This is a genomic window from Tenacibaculum aquaeponti (assembly GCF_057221555.1).
Genome location: NZ_CM170147.1, coordinates 1,881,001 through 1,894,796, shown reverse-complemented (window position 1 = coordinate 1,894,796; position 13,796 = coordinate 1,881,001). Strand labels below are relative to the sequence as shown.

The 13,796-nt window shown below is 30.4% G+C and carries 14 protein-coding genes; 3 read left to right on the top strand and 11 right to left on the bottom strand.

The annotated features are described in order from the left end of the window. Nucleotides 1-26 precede the first annotated feature (26 nt). The 6 genes from AC2TEO_RS08340 to ric form a co-directional block, all read right to left on the bottom strand. Complete coding sequence (locus AC2TEO_RS08340; protein ID WP_442267665.1) at nucleotides 27-290, bottom strand: DUF2024 family protein; 264 nt, start codon at nucleotides 288-290, stop codon at nucleotides 27-29. A 1-nt stretch (nucleotide 291) separates the two neighbouring features. After that, complete coding sequence (locus AC2TEO_RS08335) at nucleotides 292-1,014, bottom strand: hypothetical protein (RefSeq protein WP_442267664.1); 723 nt, start codon at nucleotides 1,012-1,014, stop codon at nucleotides 292-294. A gap of 66 nt (nucleotides 1,015-1,080) precedes the next feature. Further along, the gene (locus tag AC2TEO_RS08330; RefSeq protein ID WP_442267663.1) at nucleotides 1,081-1,314 is read right to left on the bottom strand and encodes a thioredoxin family protein; all 234 of its coding nucleotides are present in this window, start codon (nucleotides 1,312-1,314) and stop codon (nucleotides 1,081-1,083) included. Nucleotides 1,315-1,554: 240 nt separating this feature from the next. Beyond that, a complete protein-coding gene (locus tag AC2TEO_RS08325; protein ID WP_442267662.1) occupies nucleotides 1,555-3,117 on the bottom strand; it encodes a protein adenylyltransferase SelO in 1,563 nt (520 codons plus the stop codon). 76 nt (nucleotides 3,118-3,193) lie between these two features. Continuing rightward, the gene (locus tag AC2TEO_RS08320) at nucleotides 3,194-5,419 is read right to left on the bottom strand and encodes a nitric-oxide reductase large subunit (RefSeq protein WP_442267661.1); all 2,226 of its coding nucleotides are present in this window, start codon (nucleotides 5,417-5,419) and stop codon (nucleotides 3,194-3,196) included. Nucleotides 5,420-5,421: 2 nt separating this feature from the next. Then, on the bottom strand, nucleotides 5,422-6,147 hold the full coding sequence (ric, locus tag AC2TEO_RS08315) for an iron-sulfur cluster repair di-iron protein (protein ID WP_442267660.1): 726 nt from the start codon (nucleotides 6,145-6,147) through the stop codon (nucleotides 5,422-5,424). Nucleotides 6,148-6,383: 236 nt separating this feature from the next. On the opposite strand from ric, the gene AC2TEO_RS08310 reads away from it, so the two are divergent. Beyond that, nucleotides 6,384-6,626, top strand: coding sequence for a hypothetical protein (locus AC2TEO_RS08310; protein ID WP_442267659.1), 243 nt, complete (start codon nucleotides 6,384-6,386; stop codon nucleotides 6,624-6,626). On the opposite strand, the gene AC2TEO_RS08305 is transcribed toward AC2TEO_RS08310, so the two are convergent. From AC2TEO_RS08305 to msrB, 4 genes are all read right to left on the bottom strand, one after another. After that, a complete protein-coding gene (locus AC2TEO_RS08305; RefSeq protein WP_442267658.1) occupies nucleotides 6,615-7,052 on the bottom strand; it encodes an RrF2 family transcriptional regulator in 438 nt (145 codons plus the stop codon). The genes AC2TEO_RS08310 and AC2TEO_RS08305 overlap by 12 nt on opposite strands. A 113-nt stretch (nucleotides 7,053-7,165) precedes the next feature. Beyond that, the gene (locus AC2TEO_RS08300; RefSeq protein ID WP_442267657.1) at nucleotides 7,166-8,386 is read right to left on the bottom strand and encodes a bifunctional alpha/beta hydrolase/OsmC family protein; all 1,221 of its coding nucleotides are present in this window, start codon (nucleotides 8,384-8,386) and stop codon (nucleotides 7,166-7,168) included. Between the two features lie 71 nt (nucleotides 8,387-8,457). Then, a complete protein-coding gene (gene msrA / locus AC2TEO_RS08295; RefSeq protein ID WP_442267656.1) occupies nucleotides 8,458-8,988 on the bottom strand; it encodes a peptide-methionine (S)-S-oxide reductase MsrA in 531 nt (176 codons plus the stop codon). Continuing rightward, nucleotides 8,978-9,427 (bottom strand): peptide-methionine (R)-S-oxide reductase MsrB, encoded by a 450-nt coding sequence (msrB, locus tag AC2TEO_RS08290; RefSeq protein ID WP_442267655.1) that lies wholly within the window; start codon nucleotides 9,425-9,427, stop codon nucleotides 8,978-8,980. Before msrB ends, msrA begins: the two co-directional genes overlap by 11 nt. Nucleotides 9,428-9,513: 86 nt before the next feature. On the opposite strand from msrB, the gene AC2TEO_RS08285 reads away from it, so the two are divergent. Beyond that, complete coding sequence (locus AC2TEO_RS08285; RefSeq protein WP_442267654.1) at nucleotides 9,514-10,728, top strand: Pycsar system effector family protein; 1,215 nt, start codon at nucleotides 9,514-9,516, stop codon at nucleotides 10,726-10,728. A gap of 121 nt (nucleotides 10,729-10,849) precedes the next feature. Next, the gene (locus AC2TEO_RS08280) at nucleotides 10,850-11,338 is read left to right on the top strand and encodes a hypothetical protein (RefSeq protein ID WP_442267653.1); all 489 of its coding nucleotides are present in this window, start codon (nucleotides 10,850-10,852) and stop codon (nucleotides 11,336-11,338) included. Between the two features lie 52 nt (nucleotides 11,339-11,390). Here AC2TEO_RS08280 and AC2TEO_RS08275 read toward each other — a convergent pair whose 3' ends face one another. After that, a complete protein-coding gene (locus AC2TEO_RS08275; protein ID WP_442267652.1) occupies nucleotides 11,391-13,775 on the bottom strand; it encodes a GAF domain-containing protein in 2,385 nt (794 codons plus the stop codon). Nucleotides 13,776-13,796 lie beyond the last annotated feature (21 nt).

The window sequence follows — 13,796 nt, the reverse complement described above, 5'->3', positions numbered from 1 at the left end:
AGGCAAAGTTAGTAATCCTAATTAAATTAATTGCAGTTTTCCATTTCTATAATTGCAAATCCGTTTTTTTGAATCACACTTACTACTTCTTCAGTAGCTTGTTCAATATGGCAAAGGCGACATTCTTTAGCCGTTAATTGTAATGTTTTAAAAGTTTTACTTTTTAGATACGTTTTACCAAAGTCAAATACAGTATTTGAATCAGTAATATGATTTGGCACTAAAATATCGAAATGCATTAATTTGCCATCTTCTCTGTTTACATAGGTGTCCCAAACTGATACTTTCATATTATTGAATTTTTACTTTATAGGGTAATGATAAATTTCCACTAGCTACACTAAATACATGATATACTCCGAGCATTGGTAAATTACTGTTACTTGTATTAACTTTCATAAAAGCAGTTACGCCATCGTAATTGAAATCAGATTTATTATTCATTCTGTAATTGGGAACAACAACTTTTATGGTATTCTTTTTTGTAGTTACAGGAAAACCTGGAGAATCCATATACATTGGCATTCCTGGATTTGTTGGTGGTAACACAACAGTTTTATCTGCTTTTTTAAATTGCTTTACTGAAAGCCCACCTGAAACTCTATCATCTTTATGTAATACAACCCAATGCGGATGCCATATAATTCCATCATTGTCGTATTTCTGATCATTATTTTCATCCCACAACGGAGTATCATCAAAATCAGGATGAGAAGTTAAAGCGAGTGCAACAATACCTGAGGTTTGATTAAAACCAACATCAGATGGTTGTAAAGATGTAGGGAATACATAACCTAAAACTGGTGCTCCATCTAATTGTCCCGCTTTTTTAGGAACAGTTTTACCAGCAAAACCTTTTACTTTAATTTCCCAAACTGTTACTCCCAAGTCTGTTTTATTTGTAACCTGTACGTTTTTAATACTAAAATTATCACTTTTATATTCCTTTTGCTGAGAAAAAGCAATTGTTATTGAAAATAATAGTATCGTTAATTGTTTAATATTAGTTTTCATATTATTTGTTTTAATAGTTAGGATTTTTTTTAGTAGGAATCCTAACTATGTTGGTTTTTAAAAAAATTATCCTTTTACATCTGCCATAGAAGCACCGAAGTTGATATGCAAAGCATTACCATTTGGTGTTACCAAAGCTGGTACTGATTTTACTCCTGCTGATTCAGCTTCAGCAATTCTGTTTCGATCTTCACCAATGTGAACGATTTCTACATTATCTGATCCAATTAAATTAACGATATCGTGTTCTGCACTTATACAAACTGTACAACCTGCGTGATAAAAAATTGATTTACTCATAATAATATGTATTGATTTTATATTTGTTTCTATTTTAATTACGATACAAATATAGTAAGGGATCCTAACTAAATAAAATTTTGATAGATTTTTTTCTAATCTTAACTCAGAATATATCGTGAAACCCTTGTGATATAAGGAAAGTAGCGGGTGTTTATTTTTCTCTTAGAATAAAGAAAAGTCTCTTAAATTATGTTATAAGAGACTTTTTAGTGTGTTATTTGTATTGAAATCCTTCAATTAAGAACTACACGATAGCATAGAACAACCTATTTTATGTCGAGCCCAATCTGGTCGTTTAGCAAACCATTTTTCGTATTCAGGTTGATTATCGTAAGGTTTTTTTAGCATTTGATATAGTTCGTCAATTAATTCATAATTTCCTTTATCAGCATCATCGATTGCTAATTGTGCCATGTAATTTCTCAAGACATATTTTGGATTAACTGAATTCATTTTAACTTTTCTTTCGTCATCTTCATTAGTTTCATTTTGTAATGCTTCAATGTAACTATTCATCCAATCGTTCCACTGCGATAAAACTTCTCCTTGTAAAGCTTTTTCGTTATAAAATGCGTATGTTATTTTTTCGATAGCTTTAGCTGTTGAATCATTTTTCGAAATTGAAGCTAAATTTCTAAAGAAGATGGTATAATCCGTTTCTATAAGTTGTAAAGCTTTTTCCAAAGATGAAATAAGTTCAACATAATCTCCATTGATAGAAAGACCAAGTTTTTGCATCATCATTTTAGAATATTGCTCAATATATAATCCTTCAAAAGTATCTAGAACCTCTTGAAGTGGTTCTACTTCATTAATCAAAGGGTATAGTGCATTTGCCAATTTGAATAAATTCCACATACAAATGTAGGGTTGATTACCAAATTTATAACGTCGATGTTGTGCATCAGTAGTATTTGGAGTCCACTCGTAATCAAAATCTTCTAACCAGCCATACGGACCATAATCAATAGTTAATCCTAAAATAGACATGTTATCAGTATTCATTACACCATGAACAAACCCAACACGCTGCCAGTGTACTACCATTTCAATAGTTCGATCTCTAATCGCTGTTAGAAAATCAAGATATTTTTGTTTTCCTTCTGAAGTAATTTCAGGATAGAAATGTTTGATGGTATAATCTGTAAGCAATTGCAGTGTTTCATGATTCTGACGAGCTGCTAAAATTTCAAAATTTCCAAAACGGATAAAACTAGGCGCAACTCTACAAACTACAGCTCCTTTTTCATAAGCTGGATTTCCATTATACATTACATCCCGTAACACTTGATCTCCAGTTAAACTTAAAGATAAAGATCGTGTAGTTGGAACGCCTAAATGATGCATAGCTTCGCTACACAAATGTTCACGAATAGAAGAACGAAGTACAGCCAGTCCGTCTGCCGTTCTGGAATATGGAGTTTCACCAGCACCTTTTAATTGTAATGCCCAATGTTCATTATTATGATCAATTTCAAAAAGGTTAATCGCCCTACCATCACCTAATTGTCCAGCCCAATTTCCGAACTGATGTCCACCATAACACATGGCATACGGATGTGTGTTTTCTAAAACTTTATTTCCAGTAAAAATCGATAAAAACTCATCTGATGTTGTATCTTCTTTAGTCAAACCTAAATGTTCAAGTAAAGTTTCCGATACATGTAAAAGTTCTGGTTTTGGTGTTTTTTTAGGTGTAGCATAAGAAAAGCAAGCATTGAATACTTGTCTTCTTGAATTTTCGTGATTGATATCAGGAGGAAGTTCTTCGGAGAATGTATTTCTGATAGTAAAGTTCATATTAAATACGTTGAGAAGAGACTGAATTTATAAAGAAATTCAGTCTCCATGTATATATTACAAAAATACTAAGAACTTAACTAATATTTTGCTGTTTGATGGCTCCAATAGTCGCTTTGGTGACAAACACACAGAAATACCCAATTCCAACAGAGAATACAACATCTCCAATAATTCTTAACCATTTTAAAGTTTGTACAGTTGGACTATAGAGAAGTTCAGCATCTCTAGCATAAGAATATCCCTTTGTTATAGATGTATATGCTTGAATAATTCCTATAGGTAATAAACTTAAAGCAACCATTAAAACTAGTCCAATATTAAGTAGCCAAAAGGCATTTCTAATCAACTTTTCATTCCATTGTTGATTTGAATAAAAGCGCAAGCATATTATAATGAACCCCATTCCAAGCATTCCATAAACTCCAAAAAGAGCTGTATGAGCATGTACTGCTGTGGTGTTTAATCCTTGAATATAATATAATGCAATTGGAGGATTAATTAAAAAACCGAACACACCAGCACCTAGCATATTCCAAAAAGCAACTGCAATAAAGAAGTATATTGGCCACTTATAGCGATGTATCCAATGATATTCTTTAAGTAAATTCCAGTTTTCTCTGATTTCAAACCCCATTAAAGTTAAAGGAACAACTTCTAAAGCACTGAATGTAGCGCCCAAAGCAATTGCTTGAACAGGTGTACCTGAATAGTATAGATGGTGTAATGTTCCTATAATACCACCAGCTAAAAATATTGTAGCAGAAGCAATAGAAGTTTTTCCAGCTGTTTTCATAGATATTATTTTCATTCTAGAAAAGATGTATGCAATAATTACTGTTGCAAAAACTTCAAAGAAACCTTCTACCCAAAGATGTACTAACCACCATCTCCAATAATTTATTACTGGAAGTGTACTATTTTCGCCATACATTAAACCTGAAAAAAAGAACATTCCAATTGCCATTACAGCAACTAATAAAATTGTTAGTAAATGTTTAGAGTCGTCTTTTTTTCGAATTGCAAAAATTACATGTCTGCCGACCATTAACATCCAAAGAATTAAACCAACTGCTAGTAATAGTTGCCAAAATCTTCCTAAGTCCATATATTCATAACCTTGATGTCCGAAGAAGAAGTTTGTGGTTAAATCTAAGAATTGATGAATTCCTAACCATTCTCCTAGCATAGAACCTAATACAATTATTAGTAGGGCAATGAATAGAAAGTTAATTCCAAATACTTGGTGTTTCATTTCTTTACCACTAATCATAGGGGCCAAGAAAAGTCCGGTAGCTAACCAAGTAGCAGCTATCCAAAATACAGCTAATTGTGTATGCCAAGTTCTGGTAACGGAATAAGGTAAAAATTCAGATAAATTAAAACCAAAGAAAGCCTGCCCTTCAACGGTGTAATGAACTGTAATAATTCCTAATACAACTTGCAAGGCAATTAAAAGTGTGATTACTAGAAAATATTTCAGTACAGCTTTTTGTGATTGAAACAATGATATATTCAAAAGTGTATCACTAGTTGGTTTTGTAATTGCTTCTCCCTTCTCATGGTTTCTGATATAGTAATAAGTCAGAATTCCTATAAATAAGAGTAATAATATGACCGAGAAACCAGACCAAATTTGAGAATCTGGAGTAATAGTATTGTCAATTAAAGGTTCGTGTGGCCAATTTGATGTGTATGTATAATTTTGATTAGGTCTGTTTGTACTAGCTGCCCAAGAGGTCCAAAATAAAAAAGCATTTAATTTTTTAAGTTTTATCGAATCAGTTAATGCTCCTTTTGGAATAGCATATTCTTCGTTTCCTTTGGAAAAAATACTGGAGTAGTAAATAGAATTCTGTTTAATTGCTTTTAATCGTTCTTCTGATATTATTATTTCTTTTGTCTGATGATTATAAGTATTTGTTTTAATTTCATTTACTAATCTTGCTTTTAGTGCTCCTTTCTGTTCAATATTGAGTTGTTCATAAGTGGTTTTAAAATCTTTATAAGCCCAATGGTTTAATAAAAATAGTGCTTCTTTATGAATCCAATCAGCTGACCAATCGGGAGCTACATAACTTCCATGTCCCCAAATTGATCCAACTTCCATTCCTCCAATGGATTCCCAAACGTTTTGACCAGTTTGGATGTCTTCTTTTGTATATACTACTTCATTTGTGTCTCTAACTTTCACAATATCGGGTATAGGTGGTTGTTGTTGATATACTTCAGTACCTACCCAAATTAAGGCCGCAAAAGATAGTACGACGACAATTATAAATCCTGTCCAAATTTTTCTCATTTCTAATTGTTATATAATTGATTTTCTGTTTGAATTGCTTTTTTGAATAAAATGTTATTCTCTAGGTGAATATGTTTATGTAAGTCTTGCTCAAAATCTTTTAATAAGGAAAACGCTATTTTGTATGAATTACAAGCATCTTTAGGAACGTTATAATTGTTTGATAACTCCTCAATTTTCCTAAAACGTTCTCCTTCGTCATCATGTTCTGTATGCATCATGTCTATAGGATTCTGAATAGTTTCGAAAGGAGGTTTCTCAAGTTTAGAATTATCTTTTGCCGCTTTGGCTATTTTTTTTATGAATGGAAAAAGAATAAGCTCTTCTTTTTTCATATGCATTGTAAGTTCGTCAGCACTTTTTTTGAATAGCTGTCTTATTTCGTTTAACTCAGGATGATTATCACCATGAACTTTGTAAATTTTATCTAGATAATGAATAACCTCAGGTACTTGTCTTTCAACGTACTTATGATGATTCTGATAAATATAGTCAGCGAGAAAATCTAAATTCCAATTTTGATAATCTGTTGGAGGAGCTGTTTGATTTAATAGGTCATTAATTTCATTTATAATTATTGATGAGGAAATATTATTTTCCTTCGACACAGTTTCTATTGTTCGATTTCCATTGCAACAGAAGTCTACTTTATATTTTTTGAATATACTAGCTGTTTTGTAGTTATTAGCTACTATTTCAGATACTAATGTTTTGTTATTTATATTCATGTCTAATGATTTTTATTCCAACGGTAAGAAGTGTTACTAGCTTTAGTATTTCTAGAACTACATAAACAACATGAGTGTAGTTGTTTTGGACTTCCTGATTTTGAATAATTAAATGTGCCCTTATATTTAATGAGGGTAATAAATACAATGTTTGTAATGCGAGAATTAAAATTGGTATTAAGAGATACTGAATGGGTTTTATGAAATTGTAAATCCTGTTTTTTAATGTAATACTTATGAGTACTAAAGAAATGAGAATTTCAACTTTATTTAAAGCGTTAAAAACCAAACTTCCAATTGATAGCCCAATAGGAAGTGTTACTCCTTCAGCTTTAAATTTTAACCAAGCCTCCATGAAACTTATAGCGGATATAAAACCAATCCAAAGAAATATTAACGCTATGTACAACTTGTTATGTTTCATAAAATATAAAAAGATCTTTTTATCTGTTATGTATTTAAATTTTTTATCGTTTTAACCAAAAAACATTCTTTTTACCTTTTGTGTATAAGATTTCGTGTAAGGTATTTGAAATCAACATTTCTCTTAATTCTTCTCTAATTTCTATGAATTTATGATGTAATGGGCAAGGAGATTTTTCGTTGCATTGTTTTAAGCCCAAAGCACACCCTGTATAAATCTTATCTCCATCTAATACACTTACAATATTCGCCAATGTAATTTCATTTAGCTTGTTTTCTTCAATAATAAAGCCACCGTATGGTCCCTTTATAGAACTCACAATATTATTCTTGGTAAGAATTTGTAATATTTTTCCCGTGAATGCTTCAGGAGAATTAATAGCTTTTGCAATAGCTTTTAGTCCAACCTTATTATCTAGGGTAGACTGTTCAGCTATATATATAGCGGCTCGTAATCCATATTCACAAGATTTAGAAAACATATAATTTGATTATAATGCAAAGGTAGTATTATTTTACAAAAGACAAAAATATCTTTTATAAAATAACACTAACTTAAGTTAGAAATGCTTTCGATTATTTTGACTTTAATCTATTAATCAATGAGTTCACTTTTAAAATATGCTTTGTTTTCTAAAGTTTTATGAACTGGACATTTCGCAGCAATTTCTAATAAACGAGCTCTTTGCTTTTCGTCTAAATCACCAACCAGTTTTATCTTTTTAGTAAAATGATCGTGTCTGTTGATTCCTTCTGAAGTTATTCCTAATTCTTCACTAGATTTTTTTACACGAGTAACATATACAAACACCTCTTGTAAATCCCACTGTTTTCTATTGGCATACATTTTAAGTGTCATAGTAGTACAAGCAATTAAAGCAGCATTAAGATAATCGAAAGGAGAAGGACCAAAATCATCTCCACCAACACTAGCAGGTTCATCAGCAATTAAACTGTGGTTGCTAGTTTGAATTTTTGTTGTGAAATTATCTTCAATTAAATTTAAATGCCCCACAGCTTGTTCTTTAGCTGAATCTAAGTTTACTTTTGCTTTTTTAGGAAAATAACGTTGTACCCAAGCTCCAATAACATTACCTGCATATTTACTATCTTCTGAATTGGTTAATAAATGATCTGCATTATCTAACGTTACAAAACTTTTTGGATGATGCGCGTTATGATATATTTTCTCAGCATTTTTAATACCCACAATAGCATCTATTGGAGAATGAAGAATTAAGATAGGTTTTCTTAATTCTTTTACAATACTTGGTAAATCTGTTTTCGTGAAATTATCAACAAATTCTTTATTAATTTTAAAAGGTCTTCCTCCAATATTCACATTTACTTCTCCTTTTAGTTCTACTTCGTGAATCCCATGAGAGAATAAATGAGTTACATGTTCTACATCGGCTGGTGCACCAATTGTTGCTATAGCTTTTACTGAAGTTAATTCTGCTGCTGCAGTAAGTACAGCTGTACCACCAAGAGAATGCCCAACTAATAAAGAAGGAGCTTCAAAATTAGTATTCATATATTCACTTACTGCAACTAGATCGGCAACATTTGCTGAAAAATGACTTTCATGAAATTCACCTTCACTTTTACCTAAACCTGTAAAATCGAAACGAACAACCCCAAAACCATAATTAGTAAGCGTTCTACTGATATTTTTTACTGCACTTAAAGAACTAGTACACGTAAAACAATGTGCAAAAATGGCAAAGAAATCAGGTTTTTGATTTGCTGGTAATTCTAAAAAAGCATTTAAAATTTGTCCTTTACTATTAGGTATTTTCAGTTTAGATCTTTTCATGAAGTAATATTTTATTTACAAGTTTTATGTCGAGTTGAATAATGATTACTTACTAAAAAGAAAAGTTGCGATTATTTCAGCTTATCAGCATATAATTTTCTAAGCTTAGAAAGCTTTGGAGTAATCACAAAGTTGCAATATCCTTGTTCCTTGTTGTTTTCGTAATAGTTTTGATGATAATCTTCTGCTGCATAGAAAATTGGCATTTCACTTACTTCAGTAACAATTGGATTATCAAAGTAAGGTTGTACTTGTTTTATTACTTCTTCAATAATACTTTTCTCTTCTTCATTCTGATAGTAAATAACAGAACGATATTGAGTGCCAACATCTGCTCCTTGACGATTTAGCGTTGTAGGATCGTGAGTGGTCATAAAAATGATTAAAATTTCTTGAAAAGAAATTACATCAGGATGATAAGTAATCTGAATTACTTCTGCATGTCCTGTTAATCCAGAACAAATTTCTCTGTATGTCGGATGCCCAGGAGCGTTTCCGCCTGCATAACCAGAAACTACTTTTTCAACACCTTTTATTTGATTAAAAATGGCTTCAGTACACCAAAAACATCCACCGCCAACTGTAGCTATTTTAGTTTTCATCGTCTAATTGAATTGATAAAGAATTTACACAATAACGTAAACCACTAGGTTCGGGGCCGTCAGGAAAAACATGACCCAAGTGAGAATCACAAGTATTACAAACAATCTCAACACGAATCATTCCATGTGAAGAATCTTTATGATACTTAATAGCATTCTCTTGTATTGGCTGAGTAAAACTAGGCCATCCAGAACTAGAATCAAATTTTATTGAAGAATCGAATAATGGTGTACCACAGCAAGCACAGTAATATTTTCCTTCAGTAAACGAAGTACAGTGTTCTCCACTAAAAGGTCTTTCAGTTCCTTTTAATCTAGTAATCATAAATTGTTCAGGAGAAAGGATTTCTTTCCATTCTTCATCAGTTTTTTCAACTCTCTTGTCAGGAGTTGGATTACCATTAACGGTAAAGTGTATAATATTTTTCCAAGTAAGCATAATTGTATGTCGTAATAATTCAAGAAACCTTGCGTTATAAAAATTGCTAAAGTTTAGTTACTTTTACTAAACTAAATTACGGATTTATGAGCACTATTCTAGAAAAAGCAGAAAGTTTTGTGATGAATACTTTAAATGAAAAACTAGACAAAAAATTAGTTTATCATAGCTTATCGCATACACTTCGAGTAGTGGAAAAATCTTCTGAATTAGCTGAAGAAGCGAAATTATCAGAAAATGATAAAGAGTGTTTAGTTTTAGCAGCTTGGTTTCATGATACAGGTTTTACTGTAGACCCTAAAAATCATGAAGTAGAAAGTACAATTATTGCATCTGATTTTTTATCTAAAGAAGGAGTAGAAGAGGAGAAAATAGAAGTTATTAAGGGAGCTATTTTAGCAACTAAAATGGATGTTGAACCAGTTTCTGAATTAGAAAAGCTACTAAAAGATGCCGATTGTTCTCATTTAGGAAGTAAGAATTATAATGAGTTTTCTCAACTACTTCATAAAGAAATAGAGTTATTATCGGATTCAAAAATTAAAGATACAGATTGGATAAAAAAGAATATTGATTTTTTAACTAACGGACATCGTTTTTATACAGATATTGCTGTAAGAAAATGGGAAAAGCAAAAATCGAAAAATTTAGCACAGCTTTTAAAAACTGAGAAAAAAATTAAGCAAGAACAAAAGAAATTATCTCAGAAAAAAGAAGAACTTCAGTTTAAAAAAGATAAAGTTGAGTTACCTGAAAGAGGAATTGAAACAATGTTTCGTGTTGCATTGAGAAACCATATTACACTAAGTGATATTGCTGATACAAAAGCCAACATTTTACTTTCTGTAAATGCAATTATTATTTCTATGGCATTATCTACATTAATTCCAAAATTAGATAATCCTTCTAACGGGTATTTAATAGTACCAACAATTATTTTCGTTGTTTTTACTGTAATCTCTATAATTCTTTCCATATTAGCAACACGACCTAATGTTACTCAAGGAAAGTTTACAAAAGAAGATATTGCAAACAAGAAAGTAAATTTGATTTTCTTTGGTAACTTTCATAAAATGAGTTTGCAAGAGTTTGAATGGGGCATGAGTGAAATGATGAAAGATCGTGATTATTTATATGGATCTTTAACGAAAGATTTATATTTTTTAGGACTAGTTTTAAACAGAAAATATAGCTTATTACGCACTACTTACACCGTATTTATGATAGGAATTATTGTAAGTGTTATTGCTTTTGCAGTAGCTTTTTATAATCAAAGTGCGGGAGTTGTTCCAGTTGCTTAATTCCTTGTCAATAGATAGTTTGAAGGAAAACTTTCTTTTAAGCTAAAAATATGTTGAAAAATGATAGGGTAAATTTCTATTGAATTGTATTACATGAGTAATAATTTAAAAAATAATTCTCATGAAGTTTATCAAAAATCTATTAGTAATTAATTTAGCATTAATCTTATTTGTTTCTTGTAATGATGATGATTCTGATGTTGTAAATCCAGACAATGGTTCTGCAACTTGTGAAAAAGTTGACTTTACAATTTCTGAAAATATTGGATTAGATTTAAAATTCGAAGCAGAAAAGAAAAATGGATACACATATACTTTTCAGGTAAATCAAAAAGATGCAACAGGTAAAACTGAAGAGTCAAAAGATACAAGTAAAGGAGAAAATTCATTTGTTTGGGGAATTGGAGAAGGAGAGTATACTGTTTGTTTAACTGTAGCAATTGCAAATAACGATTGTACTCCAGATAAAACGTGTAAAACATTAATTGTAACTGCGAAAAATGTAACTGATTTTAATAAGCCAGAAACAGAGAAAACTGTTGTTTTTAAAGATAATGATGGTAATTATAAATTAAGATTCTTGGACAAAGACGGAAAAGAAGTAAACTAAAAATACAAAGAGCCTCAATATTGAGGCTCTTTGTATTTTATATAGTTGTTAATTATATTTTTTTAATCAATTCATCAATAGATAAATAAGATTTTGAGTTTACTTCTTCATTATAATTAACTTCTACTCGAATAGCTTTTAATCCAGAAACTCCTTGTAAATCTTCTAATTCTAAAATCTCTACTTCCCCTAATTGGTTTTTAGATTGTAAATACTTTATATATTTTAAGTACTCTTGCGCATCTTTATCTTGAGAATAAACAATGGCTATTTTCCCAGGAGTTGTTAAGCGTTCTGTAGTACCTTTAATGTGTGCTTTATCTATTCTCTTTTTTATGATTTCATAACGAATGTTGTAAGCACCATCTACATCAAATTGTTTTTCATCCATTCTAAATTCAATAGCTAAAGGATTGCTATGAACTAAAATTAATGATGCAACGCGTAAGTCATGATCTAAATCTTTCCTCAAGTTATAAGCAACATTTTCCATTTCGTAAGTGGTTTGCAATTGCCATAATCTTAAATTATAAAGATATAAAGGATCGTACTTTTTTTCTTTTGTAATTGATTGTCCGATATATAAATTATATTCTACACCATCTGTTTTGTAACGTTCAAAATAATGCGGGAATATCTTTTGAGCTTCTTCTTGTTTTTTATCGATAAACTTAGCTAGTTTGTCATTAAGTTTTGTAACACTATTTTCATAGTCTTTTCTCTTTTCATAAACAACTTGAAGATTGTTGTCTAATAATCCTAAATAATCATTTACAACCTGAGTAAGTTCGTTGTTGATTTCTTTGATATGATTAAAAACAGGATAAATATCACGTTTTAAAAAGTCTAAAATAGCAACTTCATCTCCAGCTTTCATTCCTTTTTCAACTTCAACTAAATAATCTTCTACACGATACATTAATTCATCATATATAGGCAAGTTTTCTTTTAAACAAGCTTTTCTTAAAACATGAATTGCAGATTTTAACTGCTTTGTTAAATCTTGTTTAATGGCTAAATTTCTTGCGTGTGAAGAGCCTTTAATGTCTGATTGTCCGTACAAAGGATAAACATCGTTAAAAGTGATTTTTTCTATTTTGGCATCTTCTTCCTGATCTAAAAGTGCATTTTGATAGTTTTCAGCAGCTTCGTAAAAACGCCATTTAACAGCAGGATGAATAGAAGTGTAATATTCTTGAATAGTTGCTTCAAGAATATTCATATATTCTTCTGAATTACGTTCTGCAGCAGCTTGAAAAACAGGAATAATATCTTTAAGTTTCTGTTTGTTTACAGAGTTTAATTCATAAGCTCTTGGTGAAGCTATTTCTATAAGAACTAAATCTTGACTCGTACTGTTCTTAATAGGTATAAGGATAATACTACCAATTTCTCGGTCTTCTAAGTTTTTTGAAAATTTATTCCCACCAGATAAATCTTTGTAGTTTTTAGTATCAGAAATTACAATGCTCTCATTTTCTCTGAAAATTTTACTTATTAAATGATTGCAAAAATATTCATTACAAGTAATTTGAGTTTCTTGATTAAGAAGTATACTTTCAGATCTTTTTACTCTTACACTTCCATGAGAAATATTACTGATGTCAAAAACAGAATACCCTACTTTTAAATCTTTAATAACATAAAAATCACGTAAGTTATCTCTTAATTTTTCTGTCATACTTTGATCTTCCTTCCTAACAAGATTATCACGAATAGAAGTGATAGTTTCGTCTGCAGTAACATCGAAAAGATTCATGATACCAAAACCTTTAAAAGTATAAGAGTTTGGAGGGAATTTTTCTTTCCAAATTTCAATATTATCAAAATTATCTAATAATAATTTAATATCGTCTTCAGTGATTTTTGGAGCATTTTCAGTAGGAGTAATGTCCATAAAATCACCATTAAATGCAACTCTATAATGTTTTGTAAAGTCGCTGATTTTATCTGGGATATCAAAATAAAACGGACGTTTTAAGTCTACATGATAGTTGTATATAGAAGATAGAATTAATGTACAGGCATAAATATACATAGCATCTTGTTCGAAATTTCTTACTTTAAATTCATAATCATCACCTGCATTATTTAAAATATTATCGAAACGTTCTGTGAATTTAAAACATGTAAAAGAGAATGGAATTGTAGCTGCTTTTATTTCATTTGTTGTTAGTATTTCAGGAAATAAAGTGTCTAATAATATTTCTATTAATTCTTCATGTTTGTTTAATAAAGAAAAATCGGAAAAGCCACTAATTAATTCAGGAACTTTTTCAATTTCTTTAACCATGTTTAAAGCAGATTGATGATAAGGATGATTTTCAAACTCTTTAGCAGCATATTTTTTATATACATCATACACTTTTTTAAAGCTGATGTTGATATGTAAAGGTAATTCTAAATCAATATTATCATGAAAGCTTCTAATGGTCATCTTCATCTCTTTTTGGTAATT

Excerpts from the sequence above, each read along its gene's own strand:
- AC2TEO_RS08330 (WP_442267663.1), bottom strand. The coding sequence starts at position 1,314 with ATGAGTAAATCAATTTTTTATCACGCAGGTTGTACAGTTTGTATAAGT.
- AC2TEO_RS08275 (WP_442267652.1), bottom strand. The coding sequence starts at position 13,775 with ATGACCATTAGAAGCTTTCATGATAATATTGATTTAGAATTACCTTTA.
- ric (WP_442267660.1), bottom strand. The coding sequence starts at position 6,147 with ATGAATATAAATAACAAAACATTAGTATCTGAAATAGTAGCTAATAAC.
- msrB (WP_442267655.1), bottom strand. The coding sequence starts at position 9,427 with ATGCTTACTTGGAAAAATATTATACACTTTACCGTTAATGGTAATCCA.
- AC2TEO_RS08320 (WP_442267661.1), bottom strand. The coding sequence starts at position 5,419 with ATGAGAAAAATTTGGACAGGATTTATAATTGTCGTCGTACTATCTTTT.
- AC2TEO_RS08280 (WP_442267653.1), top strand. The coding sequence starts at position 10,850 with ATGAAGTTTATCAAAAATCTATTAGTAATTAATTTAGCATTAATCTTA.
- AC2TEO_RS08310 (WP_442267659.1), top strand. The coding sequence starts at position 6,384 with ATGAGTACTAAAGAAATGAGAATTTCAACTTTATTTAAAGCGTTAAAA.
- msrA (WP_442267656.1), bottom strand. The coding sequence starts at position 8,988 with ATGAAAACTAAAATAGCTACAGTTGGCGGTGGATGTTTTTGGTGTACT.
- AC2TEO_RS08340 (WP_442267665.1), bottom strand. The coding sequence starts at position 290 with ATGAAAGTATCAGTTTGGGACACCTATGTAAACAGAGAAGATGGCAAA.
- AC2TEO_RS08305 (WP_442267658.1), bottom strand. The coding sequence starts at position 7,052 with ATGTTTTCTAAATCTTGTGAATATGGATTACGAGCCGCTATATATATA.
- AC2TEO_RS08335 (WP_442267664.1), bottom strand. The coding sequence starts at position 1,014 with ATGAAAACTAATATTAAACAATTAACGATACTATTATTTTCAATAACA.
- AC2TEO_RS08325 (WP_442267662.1), bottom strand. The coding sequence starts at position 3,117 with ATGAACTTTACTATCAGAAATACATTCTCCGAAGAACTTCCTCCTGAT.
- AC2TEO_RS08285 (WP_442267654.1), top strand. The coding sequence starts at position 9,514 with ATGAGCACTATTCTAGAAAAAGCAGAAAGTTTTGTGATGAATACTTTA.
- AC2TEO_RS08300 (WP_442267657.1), bottom strand. The coding sequence starts at position 8,386 with ATGAAAAGATCTAAACTGAAAATACCTAATAGTAAAGGACAAATTTTA.